Origin of the sequence: Flavobacterium sp. NRK F10, assembly GCF_024054235.1 — a bacterium.
Classification (GTDB): domain Bacteria; phylum Bacteroidota; class Bacteroidia; order Flavobacteriales; family Flavobacteriaceae; genus Flavobacterium; species Flavobacterium sediminis.
The window spans coordinates 285,218-307,525 of sequence record NZ_JAMXLC010000001.1; the positions used below are offsets into that span (position 1 = coordinate 285,218).

Sequence of the window (22,308 nt, forward strand, 5' to 3'; positions counted from 1 at the left end):
TGTGAGTACTTTCAGGTTAACCGCTAAACCACCACGCAACTATTCTTAGCCAAGACCATCAAAAAACAAAAAAATCCCGAAGCCTAAACTTCGGGATTTTCTATTTTAAAAAAACTTTTTTTACTTCAACTCAAAACTCACGGAAACATTTGCCGTTACTTCGATCTCTCCTATCGCTAAGGTTTCTCTCGGTGCTGCATCAGCCATTTCTGCTACTGCATAGGTTTTATACATCGGTCTCGGGTAATTAACCTGTGAGTTATCGCTAATTTGTAACGCCTTGCCCACTTTTTGTCCTAAAACCGAAACATAGTCTTCCGCTTTCTTTTTCGCATCCAGCATGGCTTTAACACGCGCTTCTGACTCGTATTGCTCTAACCTAGACGATTTGAATTCCACTCCCTGAATGTTGTTCACTCCGGCATCGACCAAACTCATTAGTAAAGCATCGTATTTTTTCAGATCTTTTAAGTGAATGCTTATGGTTTGATTGGCATAATAACTGTATTTCTTCTGGTTGTAATCGTAATTCTTGCGCAAGGACACATTCTGCGTCTGGTAATCACTTGTCGGGATTCCGTTTTTCTTAATGGCTTTGATGATGGCATCAACCGTCTCATCATTTTTCTTTTTTACCTCTGTGGCATCTTTTCCTGTATTTTCAACGCCTAAAGTAATAACCGCCTGATCCGGTACTACTTTAATTTTACCTTCTCCGCTCACTGAGATCTGAGGAACGGGTTCCTGAATTTGATTTTGGGCCATCATAGCTGTTGTTGCAAATGTTAAAATCAGAACTAATTTTTTCATACTATATTTTGTTTTTCAGATAATTTATCCAATTGTCGTGCCAAAATCTTACAATTTATTGTTTTTGTACAAATAAAAAAGCAGCAGAATAGGTATTGTTAACAAGATCACCATTTTAGTATTGGTCACTAACATCGACGGATCTTTGAGTAAAGTCATCAGATACCCGGCGATCGCTCCGCCGAAATGCGCCGTATGACCGATATTATCATTTTTAGCACGCATTCCGTAGATCGAGTACAGCAAATAACCTATTCCGAAAAGATACCCCGGAATAGGAATGAAAAAATACAACGCTAAGGTCATTTCCGGATACAAGAGTATGGAACTGTAAATAATTCCGGTTACTGCTCCGGAAGCCCCTACGGCTCTATAATAATAGTCATCTTTGTGCAAATACAACGTCAGCAAGTTCCCGGCAACTAAACTTCCGAAATAAATATACAGGAAATACATGTTGCCCAAAGTATGAGAAACAACCGGCGCAAAAAAGTACAAGGTCAGCATATTAAATGCGAGGTGCATAATATCGACGTGCAAAAAGCCGCTGGTCAATATCCTGATCTGTTCGCCTGCTTTAACAGAGCCAACATGGAACTCGTATTTCCTGAAAAAAGCCATGTCGTTAAAGCCTTTAAAGCTTACCAAAACATTAATTCCGATTATAGTCAGTAAGAAAATATCCATTGATTTGTTTTTCGGTAAAATTACTAATAGTTAATTTATTTTAAAACTACTTTAAAAAAAGTATTTTTGTAAAAAGTTTTTAATAAATGCAGCGTATTGCCTATTACTTTGCTTACCCGATATTATGGATAGTATCTATACTTCCATTCCCTATATTCTATTTTGTTTCCGATTGTATAAAGGTCATCATTTACAACATTATCGGTTATCGTAAAAAAACGGTCAGATCTAATATTGAACTGGCTTTTCCGAACTTAAGTAAAAAAGAACGATTAACCATCGAAAAAAAATCGTACCGCCATTTATGCGATATGTTTATGGAAATGGTCAAAACCATGACTATTTCTAAAAAAGAGATTCAAAAGCGTTTTAGGTTTACCAATCTGGATCTGTTCGAAGAATACGAAGATAAAGGCAAAAGTATCATTCTGTTCTATGCCCATTACGCCAGTTGGGAATGGTCCGTTACCTTAGGAACTTACATACGGTTTAAAGGATTCGGCATCTACAAAAGAATCAAGAACCCGTACTTTGACCATTTAATGAGAAGTATCCGTTCGCGGTTCGACGCTACTTTACTGGATACCAAACACACGGTAAAAGAAGTGACTGAAAACCAAAACAAAGGAATTCTGGGCGTTTACGGATTTATCAGTGACCAAACGCCGGGCGGTAGTAGCAGAGCCAAATATTGGGATACCTTTCTGGGGCATGAAGTACCGATCCATACCGGAGGTGAAATGCTGGCAAGACATCTGGATATGAATGTTCTTTATATGAAAGTAAAGAAAATAAAACGCGGTTACTACGAGGCCACTTTTATCCCGATAACGGATAACAATATTGAAACCTTACCGGAATTTGAAGTAAGCAGACGTTTCATCCGAGAAGTAGAAAAACAGATCTATGAAGCTCCGGAATATTATTTCTGGACTCACAAACGTTGGAAATTCAAACGAAATAAGAAGAAAAAATAAGAGCTAGCTTATTCTTTTTTAATCTCATTAATGTTTACCGTATTTACTGATCTGTTTTTTATAAAGTAAACCAATCTTCTATCGTTTTATGGATCGTATCCTGAGCGTTTTTATGGGTAAATTCATTTGTTTTACTAGAATATGAATACTCTTTAGCCCATTCTTTATGATTTTCGGCTAAGGCAATAATACTATCACACACATACTCGATCTCTGCATTTGTCGTTGTAGGATGGATCGACATACGGATCCAACCCGGTTTATGTTCCAAATCTCCGGCTGAGATCTGACATACGATAGTATGAGAGGTTTCCTGATCCACATGCAACAAATAATGCCCGTAAGTTCCGGCGCAACTGCAACCTCCGCGAGTTTGTATACCAAATCGGTCATTGAGTAATTTTACGCCTAAATTATAGTGCAGCTCATCAATATAGAACGATAATACCCCTAATCGGTCCTGATGTTGCGGTGCCAGGATATTGATATTCGGAATATCTTGTAAACGATCGAAAATATAAGCAACCAATTCGTGTTCGCGTTCCAAAATATGATCCACTCCCATTTTATCTTTTAACTCTATCGCTAAAGCCGTTTTGATCACTTGTAAAAAGCCCGGAGTACCTCCATCTTCCCTATCTTCAATGCTGTCAATATACTGGTGTTCGCCCCACGGATTCGTCCATTTTACCGTTCCTCCGCCCGGACAATCCGGTACGTTATTTTTATACAGATTTTTATTAAAGACCATTACTCCGCAAGTTCCCGGGCCTCCCAAAAATTTATGCGGGGAAAAGAAAATAGCGTCCAGATACGATTCCTGATCTTCCGGATGCATGTTGATCTCCACATAAGGTCCGGAACAGGCAAAATCAACAAAACACACACCGTTGTATTGGTGCATTAACTTAGCAACTTCGTAATAAGGTGTCTTAATTCCTGTAACATTGGAACACGAAGTAATGGAAGCGATCTTAAAACTTCTGTCTTTATATTTTTCTAATAATTGTTTAAAATTCTCTAAGCAAAAAAGCCCTTCATCATTTGCCGGTACCACCACCACATCGGCAATCGTTTCTATCCAGGAAGTTTGATTGGAATGGTGTTCCATGTGAGAAATGAACACAATAGGCTTTACTGCCTGAGGAATATGTGCAAACTCTTTCAGGTTTTCAGGAACACGCAAGCCTAGTATCCGCTGCAACTTATTTACCACTCCGGTCATTCCCGTTCCGTGCGCGATTAAAACATCATCTTCTGAAGCATTAACATGTTCTTTAATGATATGACGTGCTTTATGATAGGCTAAGGTCATTGCAGTTCCTGTAATAGAAGTCTCGGTATGCGTATTGGCAACAAACGGACCGAAATCGTGCAACATTTTCTCTTCTATAGGTCTATACAAGCGTCCGCTAGCTGTCCAATCCGTATAAATGATCTTCTTTGTACCGAAAGGAGAGGTAAAAGTTTGATCTATTCCGACAATTTCTTTTCGAAATGTATCAAAATACGTTTCCAGTTGCGATTGCGTTGTTGTTGCCATTTGTATAAAAATTTGTCTTCAAAGATACATTTTTTTAAAGATTCCAAAGGGATCCTGAAGCCAATTTTGTAACTTTGACAAAAAGCTATGCAACTTCCTGTTACCACTATTTTCACAGATAAGCTTCCTGCCGATCCTGAAACGAGCAATGAAATCCGTCAGGTTTATGAAGCTATGTTCTCTTATGTGACTCCTAAAGTTCCTTTGCATTCTAAATTAGTTCATGCATCAGCAGAAGTGGCTGAATTGATCGGGCTATCGGAGCAATCAATCAGTTCGGATGATTTTATAGCTGTCTTTTCAGGAAAAAAAGTTTTAGAAGGCACTAAACCTTTTGCCATGTGTTATGGCGGACACCAGTTCGGAAACTGGGCAGGACAATTAGGTGATGGCAGAGCGATTAATCTGTTTGAAGTCCGAAATCAAGGACAAAACCTGATGGTACAACTTAAAGGTGCCGGAAAAACACCTTATTCCCGCAGAGGAGACGGTTTGGCTGTATTGCGTTCTTCTATCCGTGAACATTTATGCAGTGAAGCCATGTATCATTTAGGTGTTCCTACCACCCGATCGCTCAGTGTTATGGAAACCGGTGAAAAGGTATTGCGTGATATTTTATACAACGGTAATGCGGCTTACGAAAAAGGAGCTGTCGTTTGTCGTGTAGCACCCAGTTTTATACGTTTCGGAAATTTTGAAATTTTCGCTGCCCGACAGGATGTTAAAAACCTTAAACTACTAGCTGATTTTTGTATCGAGACCTATTTCCCGTCAATTACAACAACCGGAAAAGAGAGATACATTGCTTTTTTTCAGGAAATCGCAACACAAACAAAAGAATTGCTGATCCATTGGCAACGTATAGGTTTTGTTCATGGCGTTATGAACACTGATAATATGTCGATCCATGGCATTACGATAGATTATGGTCCTTATGGATGGCTGGAAGGTTACGATCCGCATTGGACACCTAATACGACAGATGCTCAGGGCAAACGTTATCGTTTTGGTAACCAACCCCACATTGCTTTATGGAATTTACTGCAATTGGCAAATGCTTTGTATCCGCTGATTGAAGAAACACAAGCTTTGGAACGAATTTTGGAACAATTCAATACTGATTTTCAATCGGATTTTAACGCCATGATGTTAAATAAATTAGGCATTACGAAGCGCCATAAAGAGAATGAGAACTTAGTTCATCAATTGCTGATCACCCTTCAGGAAACGGAAACAGATATGACTATTTTTTATCGTTTACTGGCTCGTATTTCTAAAAATGATTCGGAAAGTGAAGCTTTACAAAAAATAAAACCTGCCTTTTACCAGGAAGCAGAAATAAAAGATTCCGTGCAAGAGACGTGGTATTTCTGGTTGTCTTTATACCTCAACAGTTTAAAGCAGGAAACTGTTGCTGATGCTGAACGCAAGCGCAGTATGGATCTGGTAAATCCTAAATATGTTTTACGCAATTATATGGCACAACTGGCCATTGAAGCGGCTGAAAAAGAAGATTATTCATTAGTCGATGAATTAGCCGAACTTTTAAAACGTCCGTATGACGAACAACCGGAATATGAAAAATGGTTTGCTAAACGACCGGATTGGGCACGAACTAAAATAGGTTGCTCTATGTTGAGTTGTAGTTCGTAATTTCAGAATGAATCTGTTAAATTTGGCATAACTCTTGTAAATAATTCTATATAAACTTAAAAAAACAAACACGATGAAACCCCTAAAATCGAATACCGTATTAGTGCTACTAACTTTAGTTTTTGCTGTGTTCTTCACACAAGATATCTTTTCTCAGGGTCCGCCACCTTGGGCTCCGGCACATGGTTATCGTGCTAAAACGAGACATATTTATTTTCCTGAGCAAAACATGTATTATGATCTGCAAAAAGGGGTTTATATCTATTATGACAATGGAAACTGGCAGGTTAATGTAAATTTACCTACTATTTTCGGTTCTGTTAATTTGGGGACTACCCAACAGGTACAATTAGATTATTACGGAAATGATCCGCAACAATACAATGCTGATCATGTTTCTAAATATAAACCCGGAAAAAAAGCTAAAAAGAAACCAAAAAAGAAAAAGAAAAAATAAGCGAAAAGGTGGATAGTATCCACCTTTTCTGTTTACCAAATTTAAAATATATAGTGCTACAAAGTAGCAAACACTACTTCCTTACTATTTTTTCTATTCCGGTTTTACCGGATATCGTTTCTACTTTTACTAAATACATTCCTGCTTGTAACGCTGAAATATTAACCGTTTGACTTGTAGCCGTTAATACTGTTTTTCCCGTCAAATCAATTACAGTTATGTTCTTTACTGTGTCATTCGGAACTTTCACAGTAAATATTGAATTGGCAGGATTTGGATACAAACTGATTTCTTTTAATTCAAAGTTGGAATTTGATAAAACTGCCGGCAATGTTGTTCGATACATTGTTGCTAAAATCTCCGATTGGTTTAGGACCCGATTATATATATACGCTTCATCTAAATTAACATATTTAATATTTTTGGAAACAAGAAAATTCCCCGCTGCATCTAATCCTCCTCCAAATACAAACCTATCAACAAACGTGTATATTGAAGTTGTTGCAGAATTATTTCCGGTTTTTGACATTAACTCTCCATTTCTATAATAAATAGCATTAAATGATCCTCCATAATTTTTTACTGTTACAGTATGATGAACCCATGTGGCTTGAGGATTCAGAATAGTTGTACCTTCATTAACAAAAGTAGTGGCATTACTTGCATATGCCGTTCTAAATAAACTTTGTCTTCTTCTTGCATAAAGAGAACTACCTAATTCAAAAACTGTAGCATAATCGGTTCCACTTTGCAATAAATTAATTTTTTCCCAAACCATTATAGTAAATTCTCCATTATCAATTGCACTACCTAATACATCATTATAAACAGGGTTATTAGTAAATTCTCTTGATTGTCCGATGACACCCGGATTATAATAACTATTTGCCGGATCTTGAGCTGTTAGGTTATAATTTGAATTGTTTGTACAATCCAGATTATTTTCAAAACCATAATAGGCTACTAGATCTGTTGCATCAAAAGCCATAGCATCGGCATACATTTGTCTGATTTGAGTTTCAGTAAGCACTTGATCATAAATCTTAAAATCATCAAGCAAAAAATACAACGAACTATTAGCGTTATTATTGTCAAGGTTAGATAGGCCAAATTTTATAGTAGTACCGCTTGTCGTTAAATTTATACTATGGTTAGCCATAAGTACTCCGTTTTTATACACATTGGTATTTGTTGCTTCTGAAGTAATGGTATAATGAACCCAAGCATCATCATCGGCGGTATTTAAGGAAATGTAGTGAGGAAATTGAGTATTAACAAATTGAGTAGTATAATTTTGAGCCGTTTTAATGTAACATATAGAATTTGAAGTTCCTATACTCATACCGTACATATTACCGGTACTGGCAGTATCACCATACAAAAAAAAGTTTTGGTCTCCTGCATTTTTATATCTTACCCAAAATGAAAATGATCTCGGATTACTTCCCTGTGGTAAATTTGCTAAATTAGCATAATAAGTAAAATCATTGTTGGTGTCCGATTTTACGATCAAGCTACTTTGAGCATTACCAAACCTATCCACTCCAAAATTAGATGCTGAAGTAGTTCCTCCGGAAACTTTTGTTAAAGATCCTCCATAACCTCCTGAAGGATTTACAGGTGATGAATTCCCATCAAATGTATAATGCCAAATAGGCGTTTGTGCAACCAAACTATAGCTAGCTAAGACTAAAAAAAGTAAAATTTTCTTCATAATAAATGGATTTATTTTTCAGCAAAAATCATGTTTTACCTGATGATTTGTTTTTAGAATATGGTGAAACCCTTGTTTGAGTTTGTAAAAAGGAGACACACTATAGCATCTCCTGACTTACTTATGAAACTTGGGACAAAATTATTTTACTGCCATTTTCTTGAACTCTGCAAATTCTGCATCGGTTAAATCCTGATCTGCAAATGAATAACCATTATAAAAAGGTTTGCCATAACCTGAACCGTTATAATCTCTTCTGAGATTAGCACCAATTAAATAGTATTTACCTCTTTTGTCTCTAGCCATTGCTTCCGGTGAACGCTCTACAACAAACCAATACGTAGCCGATTGATACAACGGAACTCCTGTTAACCAATGAACTGTAGTAAACCAACCTGCATTCGGAGCGTAACCGTATTTGATCGTTTTTCCTGCGGATAAATCTTTGGTCATTCCTGCTTTTGCTGTTGCAAACCAATCTTTTGACGTGTAAAATTCACCCGAAGTTGTTCCCTTGGGCTTCGCTTGTTTACCTGCTCTTGCAGCCGCAGCCATTGAGAAATATTCTTTTGGAATGTATTTTTTCTCAATGGTTTCTATCAACTTTTTCCCGGTTAAACCTTCTAATTGTTTTAAATCTTTAACTAAAATCAATAACGTTTTTTTAGGTTCTTTTAAAAAACCATTCACTTCGTTTGCCATATCATATGACAATCTAGCATCTGGATAAGGTTCTTGTGTGTTTAAGTCATAATTATTTTTAATCCAACCTTTATCATCGCGCATATTTCTTGGATAATTTAACACAAACATATCTTGCTCCGGGCTTAAAATTTTGCCAGGTGTAATTTGATACAATAAACCGTGAGCGCTTAACAAATTACTTTCATAAGGATACAAATCATAACGCATATACGATTTATCAGCGCTTTCTTTTGTCCAAATTGAAGTTACAACATTCATTCCCGGAAAAGTCTTCGATTCACTTTTATAGGTATAATCGTTCCAACGAACAAACACTTTTTCAACAGTATTAAAAACTGGTGAATACATATAATAATAACCTGAAATCTTTTTGGCATCTTTGACTTCTTCATTTTTAGTCCAATCTGCATTTTTTACCGTCAAAGTTCCGTCGTAATTAAAATTCTCTAAAGCTTCTTGAACTTGAACCGTTAAAGGAGTTTTACTTTTTTTAGTTTTTGAATCCGATTTAGAATCGGAAGATTTCTCTGTCTTTTCTTTCTTCTTCGCTAATTTATTTTTTATCAGATCTCCGAACTGTGCGTGGGATACCCCATTCGTTAGCAAAACAACTGCTAAAAATACTTTTAACTTCATCTTATTTTTTTTATAATTATCACTTAATGAAGCAAAAGTGCCTGTTTTCACACAAAAGCAACAGAAAGAATCAGGTGAAAGCCTTATTTGAGTTTGTGAAATACTATTTTAAAACTAACTTTATCAATTACATTTGCAGAAACCTTATTTGTGAAAAACTATATTCTCAAAGTTATTGCCTTTTTCATTTGTGCTTCCTTACATGCGCAAGGTGTTTTCTTTGAAAATATTAACAACCAATCAGGTTTACCTTCTGAAAATATCTATGATATTTATAAAGATTCAAAAGGCTATATTTGGTGTACCTCAGAAATAGGCTTGCTTCGTTTCAATGGAAAAACGTTTAAATTGTTTGACAACGATTGTAGTTCATCAAAATCAGGTTCCTATCTCAAAGAAGATGCCTTCGGAAGAATTTGGTACCAAAGCTTTGACGGCTATTTCTTTTACACCGAAAACAATAGTTTAAAACAATTACCATCACATGAAAGTTCGGGGTTTAAGTCTTATGCCATTAACTCAAACTCTTTATTCAGAGTCGTCGATCATGGCATTGAACAAATCGATCTGAACACACTGGAACAGCGTATTCTGATTAAGGGCAATAACTTTGTTTTTTGCCAAATTTTAGGTGATTGGCTGTATTATGGAGATAAAACGGTTTACCGTTACCATCTTAAAAAAAAGAGCTCGGAAAAAATTATCAGTCTTGAGGACGAATTCAAATCGCTGATTACATTTTCAAACGAACAATTCATTGCAATTGCCGACAGAAGTAACTCTAAAACTCCTTTTATTCTTTTAAACACTTCGGGAATTGTTACCCAAAATGCTTTGGCTTTGCCGGAAACGCTTCAAAATGTGTATTTACAAAAGGATGAAATTTGGTGTTTAACCAAAAATGGTATTTACAGACTAGACTACAACTTACAACCCAAAGCCGATTTTCATTTTTTATCCGGAAAGAATGTTTCCGGTTATACTAAGGATTCCAATAACTTTATTTGGATCAGTTCTCCTACTAACGGGATCTATGTCATTAAAGATTTACTGAGCAAGGAATTTTCTTTGACCGATGATGAATTTTCAAGTATTTCTCAAAAGAACGGTGTGCTTTATACCGGAACCAATAGCGGAAAGATCTATCAACATTTGCCTAATCTTGAAACAACGTTATACTTTGACACACATGAGAACAATCACATCTTATTTCTCGATTTCAATTCTTTTCCGGATTGGAACTTCTTTACAGGTAACGGGTTTTATGCTCAGGATATTACAAATAATAAAGTCTACCGCAACTACACTTCGGTAAAAGATATTATTAAAATCAACGATACTTTAGTAGGAATTGCTTCAACCGGCTATGCCGGAAAAGTAGACTTGACAACTATTATTAACGAAGAAGTTAACCGAAGCAACACTATTGAAAATCTACGGGCTAAATCCTGTGCATATTCGCCTAAAGAACAAACACTATTTGTAGCTACAAACAAAGGCTTATTCAGTATTGATAAGCAAAATACGGTCAAAGAAGTTCGGTATAACGATCAAGATCTTTTTGCTAAAAAAATAGCATTTGCAAATGATACTTTATGGGGAATTACCAATAACGGAAAGGCTTTTTACCACACGCAAAACAATCTTTCTTTTTTAAACGATAAAATTGTATTTAAAAATATCAAGACCTATAAGAATCATTTTTACCTGAGTTCAGGAACTGCCATTTTTAGACTAAAGAGAGATAAACTTCAGAAATTGAACAGTATTGGTTCTTTTTATAATATTATTGATTTTGAGATTGTCGGCAATACTCTTTTTTTGGTTACCAATAAAAAACTGATACAGATTCCTTTGGAAAATCACATTCAGTTCAAAGAACTTCCCCAAATTAATATCAATATCATTACCTTTAATGAGCAAATTTTTCCGAAATCAGAATTCAATGCCATTCCCTATGACCATAATTCGGTTAGTCTTTACTTTGATATCGTAAACTTTGACTATTTAAACGAATATGATTTTTATTACTACCTCAACGGAAAGGCTTTCCAGTTTGACAGTAATACTGAATCTGTTATTTTACCCGAACTGCAATCAGATCATTATGTAATAGGCTTTAAGATCTTTGACCGAAAAACGAACACTTCTGTTTTTTCAACCGAAGCGGAACCGTTTACTATTTTACTTCCTTTCTGGAAAAGGTGGTGGTTTGTGAGCCTTATCGTTATTTTTATCTTCGTGATCATTTACTGTATTTACAGAATCAAATTGCATCAGATCACGAAAAAGAACAAAGCTAAAGTAGCTCAATTAACTTTGGAAAACAACCTTAAAGAATCGCGTTTGCAATTGATCAAATCACAAATGAATCCGCATTTCTTTTTCAATGCCATCAACAATATTCAATCGTATATTTTCACAAACGAAACAAAAGAGGCTTCGCAATATCTTTCAAAATTTTCTAAACTTACCCGAAAGATTCTAGAGTTCTCAGAAGCAAATACCATCAGTTTAAAAGAAGAAATAGAATCGCTTCAATTGTATTTGGAACTGCAACAAATGCGGTTTAAGGATCTACATTTTGCCATTGATACACATAATATTTACCATTCCGAACATATTAAAATACCGACTATGATGTACCAACCTTATGTTGAAAATGCTATTTTACACGGTTTGAGCCATAGTTTAAAAACAAAAGAACTCCATATTGATTTTTCGTTAGAAAATCAGAATACTCTAATAGGAATTATTACCGATAACGGAATCGGGAGAGTAAAATCAGCCGAATTAAACAGCCTGAATACCAATAAACCAAAATCTTTTGCTACGAAAGCTAATCTGGAACGCATACAGTTACTGAATAAGAACCAATATAAGATTACCGTTGATTATGTTGATTTATATAATGATGCTGGGGAAAGCAACGGAACCCGAGTAACCATTAAAATTGAACTCTAATGGAAACCATTAAAGCGATTATAATAGAAGACGAAAACAGAGCTCAGATCTATTTAAAAGGTGTTTTAGAAATGATAGCACCGGAAGTTGAAATTGTATCAGTTTGCGATGATCTGCCTTCGGGCGTCATAGCCATTCGCAAGTACAAACCCGATCTGGTTTTTCTCGACATTGAAATGCCTAAATACAATGGTTTAGAAATCGTAAATTTCTTTGATGAGAACGAAATGAATTTTGCCATTATTTTCACTACAGCTTACAATCAATATGCCATACAAGCCTTTAAGACCTCAGCCATTGATTATTTATTAAAACCTATTGATCCCAACGAATTAAAAGCTGCTATCGATAGATTTTCTAAAAAGCATACCAATCCGTTCCGCGAAATAATTCAGGTAACGGAACAACTCAAAAAAGAAACTAAGATTGCTATTCCCGACGGGAACAGTTTAATTATGGTTGCTCCGTCTGAAATTTTATATTTAAAAGCAGATAATAGTTATACACAGATCGTATTGCTTTCGGGTAAAAAGATGGTTACCAGCCGATTTTTAAAGAATTTTGAAGAAAGTTTAAAAGAACATTCACCCTTTTTCAGATGTCATAAATCGTATATAATTAATACGGAATACATTGTAAGTTACAGTAAATCTGACGGCGGAACGGTTACTTTACAAAACCAGATTGAAATTCCGGTCTCCGGAGATAAAGTGGAAGAATTATTAGCCTTGTTTATCCGGGTGATCAGATAACAAAGATGAGGTAGCCTAACAATGAGCCAAGAACCCCATATAAAACGATCAACAGAATTTCTAAGCGATATTCCTGTAGTTTTCTTTTCATAACTTTTTTATCAAATATAATAATTATTATAAGACAATATGAGCTATAAGTTTATGAAAAGCACGTATGAGTTTATGAAAGAGCCAAATGGGTAGCTTAAATAAAAAAACCACCTGCAAGCAGGTGGTTTTTTATATCACTAATTTTAAGAATTATTCTACATTTTCAACATTAGCTTCTGCTATTTGTTTATATGTGCCGTTCGTTAATTTTTCGCGAATAGCTTCAAATGCTGCTAAAGTTTCTTCAATATCTTGTAAAGAATGTGAAGCTGTAGGGATCATACGCAACAAGATGATTCCTTTAGGGATTACCGGATAGACAACAATTGACAAGAAAATACCATAATTTTCACGTAAATCGTTTACCATTACCATGGCTTCCGGAATAGATCCTTCTAAATATACAGGAGTAACACAAGTATTGGTATCTCCGATATTAAAACCTCTTTCTTTTAAGCCGTTTTGTAAAGCATCTACATTTTCCCATAATTTTGCTTTCAATTCCGGCATCGTACGCAACATTTCTAAACGCTTCAATGCTCCGATCGTCTGGATCATAGGCAATGACTTAGCAAACATTTGCGAACGTAAATTGTATTTCAGGTAATCAATGATGTCTTTGTCTCCGGCAATAAACGCACCGATACTGGCCATTGATTTAGCAAAAGTTGAGAAGTACACGTCAATTCCGTCCTGACAACCTTGCTCCTCACCTGCTCCGGCACCAGTTTTTCCTAATGTACCGAAACCGTGTGCATCATCTACCAATAAACGGAAATTATACTTTTCTTTTAAAGCTACAATCTCTTTTAATTTACCTTGCTGACCACGCATTCCGAAAACACCTTCCGTGATGAATAAAATTCCTCCTCCGGTCTCTTCAGCCATTTTAGTTGCACGTTGTAAATTTTTCTCGATGCTTTCCATATCATTGTGTTTGTACGTAAAACGTTTACCCATGTGCAAACGCACCCCGTCAATGATACAAGCATGTGAATCTACATCGTATACGATCACATCGTTCTTAGTTACCAAAGCATCAATGGTAGATACCATTCCCTGATAACCGAAGTTTAATAAGTAAGCCGCTTCTTTTCCTACGAATTCGGCTAATTCGTTTTGTAATTGTTCGTGAATAGTTGTATGACCACTCATCATTCGGGCTCCCATAGGGTAAGCCGCCCCCCAGTCTGCAGCTGCCTGAGCATCTGCTTTACGAACTTCAGGATGGTTAGCCAATCCTAAATAGTCATTCAAACTCCAATTTAAAATCTCTTTTCCGTGAAACTTCATGTGGGGTCCTAACTCACCTTCTAACTTAGGGAACACATAATATCCTTCTGCTTGTGAAGCCCACTTTCCTAAAGGACCTTTATTTTGTTGAATTCTTTCAAATAAATCTTTCACCATGATCTGAATCGGTATTAAAAAATCGGGACAAAAGTAACTATTTCTACCTAACTTTTATACAATTATGGGTATTTTTTAATCCCCGTGTATTTTCTTTTTCCTGACATTCTGAAATTTTGTGCTGCTTTTTATTAGGATTTTCTTAAAAACATCCCAACCTAACTCTCCGTAATTTGCTTTATTCATTTCCTGACTCATTTTATTTGCAACAACCTCTTTGACAGTTCTATATCTTCTTCTTTTCCGGTATGCTTCTGAGGCTCATCTGATAGTTTTATTACCCCGGTCCATCTTTTCTCTTCAGGCAATGCTTTAATCATCTTGATCACGATATTCATAGGCTGTAACCCGACATCATTGGTTAAACTGGTTCCTATTCCGAAAGAAAGTCCGATCTTTCCTTTAAAATGACTAGCGATCCGTTCTACCTTTTCATAATTAAGTCCGTCTGAAAAAATAATGGTTTTGGTCAACGGATCAATTCCTAATTTTTTATAATGTGCTATTGTTTTTTCTCCGAATTCTATAGCATCACCGGAATCATGCCGAACGCCGTCAAATAGTTTGGCAAACTTTTTATCGAACCGGTCAAAGAAAACTTCAGTGGTGAATGTATCGGTCAATGCAATTCCCAGATCGCCGCGATAAACATCCACCCAATGCTCAAGCCCCATGACATTTGCCATCTTGTATCCGTATTTAGCGGCATGAAACATAAACCATTCGTGGGCATGTGTCCCGATTGGTTTTGTATCGTATTTCATGGCCAAATACACATTGCTTGTCCCGATGAAAGTTCCTTTTCCTTTTTCCTGTAATGTTCTCACCACTAAGTCCTGCACTGCCAAAGAATGGCGCCGTCGGGTTCCGAAATCAGCAAACTGAATACCTAATTCTTTGTATTTTTTCACTTTCGTTTGTACCTTTTCGATGACTTTAACATCATTCTCCCGCTCCTGACCCGTCAATTGATAGTACAATTCACTGATGAGAGCCATAACGGGGACTTCCCACAAGATCGTTCTGTACCAATAGCCTTCAATAATGACCGACACATCGGTTCCGTTTTGTTCAACAACCACTTCCGCAGGATCGTATCGGTAGCCCTGAAGAAAGTCAAGGTATGTAGGATCTAAATAAGGACAGGTCTCCTGTAAAAAATCTTTTTCCTTCTGACTCAATTGCAGATCAGCCATCTGGTCAATAGCCTGCCGTAAATGAGTAGCAAATTTTTCAGGAAAGGGATGTTCTCCTCGATTGATAAAACGGTATTGGGCTTTAGCATACGGAAATAGTTTGATAACCGCATTCTGCATGGTAAATTTATAGAAATCATTATCGAGTATTGAAGGTGAAACCGCAGTCTTGAAACTCATGTTTTTGTTTTAAAAATACAAATAAATCGCCAAACACCTATTTGTTTTTTAATAATGACCCGGGAACTGCTTTAAAATAAAAAAAAGCGAGTTGCCCCGCTTTGAATGTTTTCACAACGGAATAATCCTTATTGTGAATTGCTTTAAAGTTCTATGGCAAATATAGCAAAAAGTTTTTAACGATGTTTTACGGAAAAACGTAAGAATTATAAAAAACTTATTTATAATATGCGATGATTCTTAAAGCACTATATATTTAATAAAGAATTTTATTATTTTTAACATATTAAAAAGAGAGACATACTATGAAAAAAATATTAGGATTGGATTTGGGGACTAACTCTATTGGTTGGGCTTTAGTAAAACAAGATTTTGAAAATAAACAAGGGGAAATTCTTGGGATGGGAAGCAGAATTATTCCTATGACACAAGATGTTTTAGATAATTTTGGAGCAGGAAAACCATCAAAAACACAAACTTCTGAAAGAACAGGATATAGAGGAACTCGTAGATTACGAGAAAGACATTTACTTCGTAGAGAAAGACTACATAGAGTGTTGAATATTATGAATTTTTTACCTGAACATTATGCAAATCAAATTGATTTTGAGAAAAGATTTGGACAATTCAAGTCGGAATTAGAACCAAAATTAGTTTATAATAACAGAGAGTTTATTTTTAAAAAATCTTTTGAAGAGATGTTGGACGATTTCAAGAAGCATCAACCACAATTATTGACAGGAAAAAAAGGAAAAGAAAAACTAGTTCCTTATGATTGGACAATTTATTATTTACGCAAAAAAGCATTAACTCAAAAAATAGACAAACAAGAACTTGCTTGGATACTGTTAAACTTCAATCAAAAAAGAGGTTATTATCAACTAAGAGGAGAAGAAGATGAAGATGCAACAAGAACTGCTCAAACAAGAATTTATTTTGACACTCAAACAATTTCAAAAATTGTGGATACAGGAATAGTCTATAAAAATTTAAAAGTTATCCAAATTACGTTATCAAATGGAGATACAGGAAAATACTTTGCTAAAGAAGTCCCAAATTGGATTGGAGTAAAGAAAAATATAATTGCCACCATTGATTTAGATAAAGAAGGAAATGATAAATATGAAGGTGACGGAACATTGAAAAGACGTTTTTCTATTCCTACCGAAGAGGATTGGGATAAAAAATGGAAACTTGTGAAAATTAAAACCGAAAAAGAAATTAAAGATTCTGTAAAAACAGTTGGGACATATATTTACGATTCATTACTTCAAAATCCAAAACAAAAAATTAAAGGGAAATTAGTTCGTACTATTGAACGTAAGTTTTATAAAGAGGAACTAAAAGCAATTTTACAAAAACAAATAGAATTACAACCTGAATTATTCAATGAAGATTTATATAATGATTGTATCAGAGAATTATACAGAAATAACGAAGCTCACCAACTAACTTTAAGTAAAAAGGATTTTCTTCATTTGTTTTTGGAGGATATTATTTTCTATCATAGACCTTTACGAAGTCAAAAATCATCCATTGGAAACTGTAGTTTAGAATATAGAAAATACAAAATTGACGGAATTGAAAAAAAAGAATATTTAAAAGCCATTCCGAAATCAAATCCATATTATCAAGAATTTAGAGTTTGGCAATGGTTGTATAATCTAAAAATCTACAAAAAAGAAGATGACACTGATATAACATACGAATTTATAAAAACCCAAGAAGATTTAGAAAATCTCTTTGATTTTTTAATGAGTCAAAAGAATGTTGACCATAAGGATATTTTGAAATATTTTTTCAAAAATTTGAAAGGAAAGGCACAAAATGAAGAAATCTCTAAATATCGTTGGAACTATGTTTATGATTCTGATAAAGATGAATCAAAGAAATTCCCGATGAATGAGACGGGATATGAAATCAATAGGAGGTTAAATAAAATAAGTAATATCCCATCTAATTTTTTGACTAGAGAAATTGAACAACAGTTATGGCATCTTATTTATTCTGTAACAGATAAAAAAGAATATGAAAAAGCAATAGAATCATTCGCAGAAAAACATCATTTAGACATCTCGTCTTTTGTGGAAAATTTCAAAAAATTTCCTCCTTTTAAAAGTGAATATGGTACATTTTCAGAGAAAGCAATTAAAAAACTACTTCCGTTATTAAGAATTGGAAAATATTGGAATTGGAACATTATTGATGAAAAAACAAAATCACGAATTGAAAAACTTTTAACAGGAGAATTTGATGAACAAATCAAGATAATTGTTCGCGAAAAAGCAGAAAAGAACAAGTTAGAAAAAGAAACAGATTTTCAAGGATTACCTCTTTGGTTAGCTCAGTATGTCGTTTATGATAGACATTCAGAAGCAGATATTGCAGGAAAGTGGAATTCGGTAAATGATTTGGAAAAATATTTGAATGATTTTAAACAACATTCTTTAAGAAATCCGATTGTAGAACAAATTGTAACGGAGACACTTCGTGTTGTTAAGGATATTTGGCAACAATATGGCAATGGTGAAAAAGATTTCTTTGACGAAATCCATATTGAATTGGCTAGAGAAATGAAAAATACAGCCGATGAACGCAAACGACTAACAAATATTGTTACCGAAAACGAAAACACAAACCTCAGAATCAAAGCACTGCTAATAGAAATGATAAACGATTCAGAAGTTGAAAATGTTCGCCCATACTCTCCAATACAACAGGAAATCTTGAAAATCTACGAAGATGGAGTTTTAAATTCAAATGTGGAAGTTGAAGAAGAAATATTAAAAATCAGTAAAAAGGCAGAGCCAACAAAATCGGAATTACAACGCTACAAATTATGGTTGGAACAGAAATACCGTTCGCCTTATACAGGACAAATAATTCCTTTAAATAAACTGTTTACGCACGAATACGAAATAGAACACATTATTCCTCAAAGTCGATTTTTTGACGATAGTTTCGGTAATAAAGTCATTTGTGAATCGGCTGTTAATAAACTAAAAGACAATCAGCTCGGTTTGGAATTCATTAAAAATCATTACGGACAAAAAGTTTCTGTAGAACTTGGAAAAGAAGTTCAAATTTTCACAGAAGACCAATATAGAGATTTCATCAAAGAGAATTATTCAAAAAACAGAAATAAACGAAACAAACTTTTATTGGAAGAAATTCCTGAAAAAATGATTGAACGGCAACTGAACGACACGAGATACATCAGTAAGTTTATTTCTAATGTTTTGTCAAACATTGTTAGAAATGAAAAAGACGATGACGGAGTAAATTCCAAAAATGTAATTCCGTTGAATGGAAAAATAACTTCTGAATTAAAACAAGATTGGGGATTAAACGATGTTTGGAATGACTTAATATTACCTCGATTTGAACGAATGAATCAAATTACGAATAGTAATTTATATACTACATATAACGAAAAACATCAAAAATATTTACCAACTGTCCCTTTTGAACAAAGTAAAGGCTTCCAAAAGAAGAGAATTGACCATCGTCATCACGCTTTAGATGCTTTAATAATTGCTTGTGCAACGAGAGACCATGTTAATTTATTAAATAATCAATCAGCTAAATCAGAAATAAAGCGATATGATTTACAAAATAAATTACGTCATACTAGAAAATGGAATGATAAAAACGGTAAAGAACGAGATAAATTTACGGAGTTCAAAAAACCTTGGAATACATTCACAGAAGACACAAGAAACTCATTAGAAACAATTGTAGTAAGCTTTAAACAAAATCTTCGTGTTATTAATAAAGCTACTAATAAATATGAAAAATGGGTAGAGAAAAACGGAGAAAAGAAAAAGGAATTGGTAGAACAAAAAGGACTGAATTGGGCTATACGTCAATCTTTACACGAAGAAACAGTGTCAGGAATTGTTAATTTACCTTGGGTAGAACTAAGTGAAGGAGAAATAACAACAGCTACTCGAGAGAGAAATGATTTAGTAACATTATTCAAGGATATAAAAACAATAGATAAAGCTGAAAATAAAATCAATAAAATAACAGATACAGGCATTCAAAAAATCCTGATTAACTATCTTGAAAGTAAAGATAATAATCCTGAATTGGCTTTTTCTCCTGAAGGAATTGAAAATCTGAACAAAAATATTACTCAATTTAATAGCGGAAAGTTTCATCATCCTATTTTTAAAGTTCGTACATATGAAAAAGGAAGTGGAAGATTTCCGTTAGGAATTACAGGAAATAAAAAAAACAAATATGTACAAGGTTCACCTAATTTGTTTTTTGGTATTTATCTAGACGAAGATGGTAATAGAAGTTTTGAAACTATCCGATTAGATAAAATAATTGAACGACAAAAGAAAAAAATAAACCCAGTTCCTGAAAAGAAAACAATTGAAAGAAAAAATGAAATCTATGAATTAAATCTTTTATTTCATTTATCTCCTGATGATTTGATTTATTTTCCAACCGAAGATGAACAAATGAATACTAGTTTAATAGATTTTAGTAATTTAACAAAAGAACAAATAGAAAGGGTATTTTTTGTTAATGATTTTTCTAATTCTACATGTTATTTTAGACCTAATCACATTGCGAAAGCAATTATTCCAAAAGAAGTTGATATGAACTATAATGAAAAGAAAAAGAAAATAACAGGTTCATTTGATACAAAAACGGCAAGTTTTGATGGTAATCAGATAAAAGAAAAATGTATCAAACTCAAAGTTGATAGGTTAGGAAATATTTCAAAAGCATAGTTCTATGATCAAACGAACCCTCTTTTTCGGTAATCCGGCCTATCTCAGCACCAAAAATGAACAATTAGTGGTCAACTATCCCGATGAGGAACAAGCTACTAAAACCGTTCCTATTGAAGACATCGGGGTTATCGTTATGGAAAACCAACAGATAACCGTGACCAACGGACTGCTGGAAAAACTGACCTATAATAATGTGGCACTTATTAATTGTAATCAACAGCATTTGCCCATCGGCTTACTGATGCCTTTAAACGGTCATAGCGAACAATCGGAACGCTTTCGCACGCAAATCGGAGCTTCCCTGCCTTTAAAAAAGAATTTGTGGCAGCAAACGGTTTCCGCCAAGATACTGAATCAGGCAGGCGTTTTACAGGAAAAAGGAATCCCTGTTAAAAACATGCAACATTGGGCAAAAAATGTAACTTCGGGAGATACACAGAACCACGAAGCCAGGGCAGCCGCTTATTACTGGCAAAATTTGTTTCCTATAGAAGGCTTTAACCGCCAGCAAAACGGCATGCCTCCTAACAATCTGTTGAATTACGGTTATGCTATTTTAAGAGGAATTACAGCCCGTGCCTTGGTAAGCTCCGGAATGCACCCTACTTTCGGGATCTTCCACCGCAACAAATACAACGCTTATTGCCTGGCAGATGATATTATGGAACCCTACCGTCCGTATGTTGATTGGATCGTAACGGATATCGTGAACCAACAAGGCATACCGGAGCAACTGACCACTGAGTTCAAAAAACAATTATTGGGGATCATTACTATAGATGTAAAACTGGACGGTAAACGAAGTCCGCTGATGGTAGCTATGAGCCGAACGACGAATTCACTTTACGAATGTTTCAGTGGTTCGGCGCGAAAAATTTTATATCCGGAATATGTATGAAGACCGTTTTTCAAGACTTAATCAATACCGTAGTTTGTGGATCTTAGTTTTTTTTGATTTGCCTACGGAGACCAAAAAAGACCGGCAAATTGCAACTCGTTTCCGAAAACATCTTTTAGATGACGGATTTGCCATGTTCCAATTTTCAATTTATATGCGTTTTTGTGCCAGCAAAGAGAATGCCGATGTACATATTAAACGTTTAAAGAACCATTTGCCGCCACACGGAAAAATAGGTTTTATGCAGGTCACTGACAAACAATTCGGGATGATGGAAATCTTTTACGGCAAAAAATCGGTAGAGCCGGATCAACCCAACCAACAATTAGAGCTATTTTAGAATTAAAAAAGATAAAATCCAAACTACTGACTCCCAGAAAATCAGGCTTCTTTTTTATTTCCAAAAAACACTATAACTCACAACATACCAACACTTTAACAAGGGGTATGCTGTAAATCATAGTAAAATTAGAACTTTTGAAAGCAATTCACAACATGTGTTCAACCGCTTTAATTGATCTCTATGCTGTAAATCATAGTAAAATTAGAACTTTTGAAAGCAATTCACAACTTTAATTTACACTATATATAAGGCTAAAAGCTGTAAATCATAGTAAAATTAGAACTTTTGAAAGCAATTCACAACATAGTAAAGCGAATAAATTAAATAATTCATGCTGTAAATCATAGTAAAATTAGAACTTTTGAAAGCAATTCACAACCTAGTTTCTCCGGATCAAAACTTAATTCTGCTGTAAATCATAGTAAAATTAGAACTTTTGAAAGCAATTCACAACTTTTTGGCTCGCATAATTCCGGTAAATGCGGCTGTAAATCATAGTAAAATTAGAACTTTTGAAAGCAATTCACAACGTTTTCTTC

General features: G+C 34.7%; 15 protein-coding genes. 8 read left to right on the forward strand and 7 right to left on the reverse strand.

The features are described 5' to 3' along the window. Positions 1-120: 120 nt before the first annotated feature. Both NHF50_RS01300 and NHF50_RS01305 read right to left on the reverse strand, forming a co-directional pair. Positions 121-810, reverse strand: a complete 690-nt coding sequence (locus tag NHF50_RS01300; protein ID WP_252774791.1) for an SIMPL domain-containing protein — start codon at positions 808-810, stop codon at positions 121-123. A gap of 48 nt (positions 811-858) precedes the next feature. Next, positions 859-1,497, reverse strand: a complete 639-nt coding sequence (locus tag NHF50_RS01305) for a rhomboid family intramembrane serine protease (protein ID WP_252774792.1) — start codon at positions 1,495-1,497, stop codon at positions 859-861. A gap of 86 nt (positions 1,498-1,583) precedes the next feature. Here NHF50_RS01305 and NHF50_RS01310 point away from each other — a divergent pair, with 86 nt between their 5' ends. Continuing rightward, a complete protein-coding gene (locus tag NHF50_RS01310; RefSeq protein WP_252774793.1) occupies positions 1,584-2,474 on the forward strand; it encodes a lysophospholipid acyltransferase family protein in 891 nt (296 codons plus the stop codon). A gap of 58 nt (positions 2,475-2,532) precedes the next feature. Here the strand turns inward: NHF50_RS01310 and NHF50_RS01315 are convergent, their stop codons facing one another. Next, positions 2,533-4,017 (reverse strand): aminotransferase class V-fold PLP-dependent enzyme, encoded by a 1,485-nt coding sequence (locus tag NHF50_RS01315; protein WP_252774794.1) that lies wholly within the window; start codon positions 4,015-4,017, stop codon positions 2,533-2,535. A gap of 87 nt (positions 4,018-4,104) precedes the next feature. Between NHF50_RS01315 and NHF50_RS01320 the strand changes: the two genes are divergently transcribed. Continuing rightward, positions 4,105-5,670: a YdiU family protein gene (locus NHF50_RS01320; protein WP_252774795.1), complete on the forward strand. Its 1,566-nt coding sequence runs from the start codon at positions 4,105-4,107 to the stop codon at positions 5,668-5,670. A 73-nt stretch (positions 5,671-5,743) separates the two neighbouring features. Beyond that, on the forward strand, positions 5,744-6,127 hold the full coding sequence (locus NHF50_RS01325) for a hypothetical protein (protein ID WP_252774796.1): 384 nt from the start codon (positions 5,744-5,746) through the stop codon (positions 6,125-6,127). A 73-nt stretch (positions 6,128-6,200) separates the two neighbouring features. Here the strand turns inward: NHF50_RS01325 and NHF50_RS01330 are convergent, their stop codons facing one another. Beyond that, positions 6,201-7,841 (reverse strand): LamG-like jellyroll fold domain-containing protein, encoded by a 1,641-nt coding sequence (locus tag NHF50_RS01330; protein ID WP_252774797.1) that lies wholly within the window; start codon positions 7,839-7,841, stop codon positions 6,201-6,203. A gap of 141 nt (positions 7,842-7,982) precedes the next feature. Then, positions 7,983-9,182 carry a hypothetical protein gene (locus tag NHF50_RS01335; protein WP_252774798.1) on the reverse strand — a complete coding sequence of 400 codons (1,200 nt, stop codon included), beginning with the start codon at positions 9,180-9,182 and terminating at the stop codon, positions 7,983-7,985. A 150-nt stretch (positions 9,183-9,332) separates the two neighbouring features. Here NHF50_RS01335 and NHF50_RS15780 point away from each other — a divergent pair, with 150 nt between their 5' ends. Then, positions 9,333-12,146 (forward strand): sensor histidine kinase, encoded by a 2,814-nt coding sequence (locus NHF50_RS15780; RefSeq protein WP_252774799.1) that lies wholly within the window; start codon positions 9,333-9,335, stop codon positions 12,144-12,146. Continuing rightward, the gene (locus tag NHF50_RS01345; protein WP_252774800.1) at positions 12,146-12,898 is read left to right on the forward strand and encodes a LytTR family DNA-binding domain-containing protein; all 753 of its coding nucleotides are present in this window, start codon (positions 12,146-12,148) and stop codon (positions 12,896-12,898) included. The genes NHF50_RS15780 and NHF50_RS01345 overlap by 1 nt, the downstream gene beginning before the upstream one ends. Before the next feature lie 243 nt (positions 12,899-13,141). On the opposite strand, the gene NHF50_RS01350 is transcribed toward NHF50_RS01345, so the two are convergent. Together NHF50_RS01350 and pncB are read right to left on the reverse strand one after the other, a co-directional pair. Beyond that, entirely contained in the window at positions 13,142-14,401 is a 1,260-nt protein-coding gene (locus tag NHF50_RS01350) for an aminotransferase class I/II-fold pyridoxal phosphate-dependent enzyme (protein ID WP_109567987.1), read from the reverse strand. Between the two features lie 194 nt (positions 14,402-14,595). Beyond that, positions 14,596-15,777: a nicotinate phosphoribosyltransferase gene (gene pncB, locus NHF50_RS01355; RefSeq protein WP_252774801.1), complete on the reverse strand. Its 1,182-nt coding sequence runs from the start codon at positions 15,775-15,777 to the stop codon at positions 14,596-14,598. A 305-nt stretch (positions 15,778-16,082) separates the two neighbouring features. Between pncB and cas9 the strand changes: the two genes are divergently transcribed. Genes cas9 through cas2 form a run of 3 tightly spaced genes read left to right on the forward strand, consistent with a single transcriptional unit; the run spans position 16,083 to position 21,766 of the window. Then, complete coding sequence (cas9, locus tag NHF50_RS01360) at positions 16,083-20,525, forward strand: type II CRISPR RNA-guided endonuclease Cas9 (protein ID WP_252774802.1); 4,443 nt, start codon at positions 16,083-16,085, stop codon at positions 20,523-20,525. Positions 20,526-20,529: 4 nt separating this feature from the next. Then, entirely contained in the window at positions 20,530-21,426 is an 897-nt protein-coding gene (gene cas1 / locus NHF50_RS01365) for a type II CRISPR-associated endonuclease Cas1 (RefSeq protein WP_252774803.1), read from the forward strand. Continuing rightward, positions 21,419-21,766, forward strand: coding sequence for a CRISPR-associated endonuclease Cas2 (gene cas2 / locus NHF50_RS01370; RefSeq protein ID WP_252774804.1), 348 nt, complete (start codon positions 21,419-21,421; stop codon positions 21,764-21,766). Before cas1 ends, cas2 begins: the two co-directional genes overlap by 8 nt. Positions 21,767-22,308 lie beyond the last annotated feature (542 nt).

Bases quoted from the DNA above. Each gene is read 5' to 3' on its own strand.
- cas2 (WP_252774804.1), top strand. From the start codon at position 21,419: ATGTATGAAGACCGTTTTTCAAGACTTAATCAATACCGTAGTTTGTGG.
- NHF50_RS01315 (WP_252774794.1), bottom strand. From the start codon at position 4,017: ATGGCAACAACAACGCAATCGCAACTGGAAACGTATTTTGATACATTT.
- NHF50_RS01325 (WP_252774796.1), top strand. From the start codon at position 5,744: ATGAAACCCCTAAAATCGAATACCGTATTAGTGCTACTAACTTTAGTT.
- NHF50_RS01305 (WP_252774792.1), bottom strand. From the start codon at position 1,497: ATGGATATTTTCTTACTGACTATAATCGGAATTAATGTTTTGGTAAGC.
- NHF50_RS01345 (WP_252774800.1), top strand. From the start codon at position 12,146: ATGGAAACCATTAAAGCGATTATAATAGAAGACGAAAACAGAGCTCAG.
- cas9 (WP_252774802.1), top strand. From the start codon at position 16,083: ATGAAAAAAATATTAGGATTGGATTTGGGGACTAACTCTATTGGTTGG.
- cas1 (WP_252774803.1), top strand. From the start codon at position 20,530: ATGATCAAACGAACCCTCTTTTTCGGTAATCCGGCCTATCTCAGCACC.
- NHF50_RS01335 (WP_252774798.1), bottom strand. From the start codon at position 9,182: ATGAAGTTAAAAGTATTTTTAGCAGTTGTTTTGCTAACGAATGGGGTA.
- NHF50_RS01330 (WP_252774797.1), bottom strand. From the start codon at position 7,841: ATGAAGAAAATTTTACTTTTTTTAGTCTTAGCTAGCTATAGTTTGGTT.
- pncB (WP_252774801.1), bottom strand. From the start codon at position 15,777: ATGAGTTTCAAGACTGCGGTTTCACCTTCAATACTCGATAATGATTTC.
- NHF50_RS01320 (WP_252774795.1), top strand. From the start codon at position 4,105: ATGCAACTTCCTGTTACCACTATTTTCACAGATAAGCTTCCTGCCGAT.
- NHF50_RS01310 (WP_252774793.1), top strand. From the start codon at position 1,584: ATGCAGCGTATTGCCTATTACTTTGCTTACCCGATATTATGGATAGTA.
- NHF50_RS01350 (WP_109567987.1), bottom strand. From the start codon at position 14,401: ATGGTGAAAGATTTATTTGAAAGAATTCAACAAAATAAAGGTCCTTTA.
- NHF50_RS01300 (WP_252774791.1), bottom strand. From the start codon at position 810: ATGAAAAAATTAGTTCTGATTTTAACATTTGCAACAACAGCTATGATG.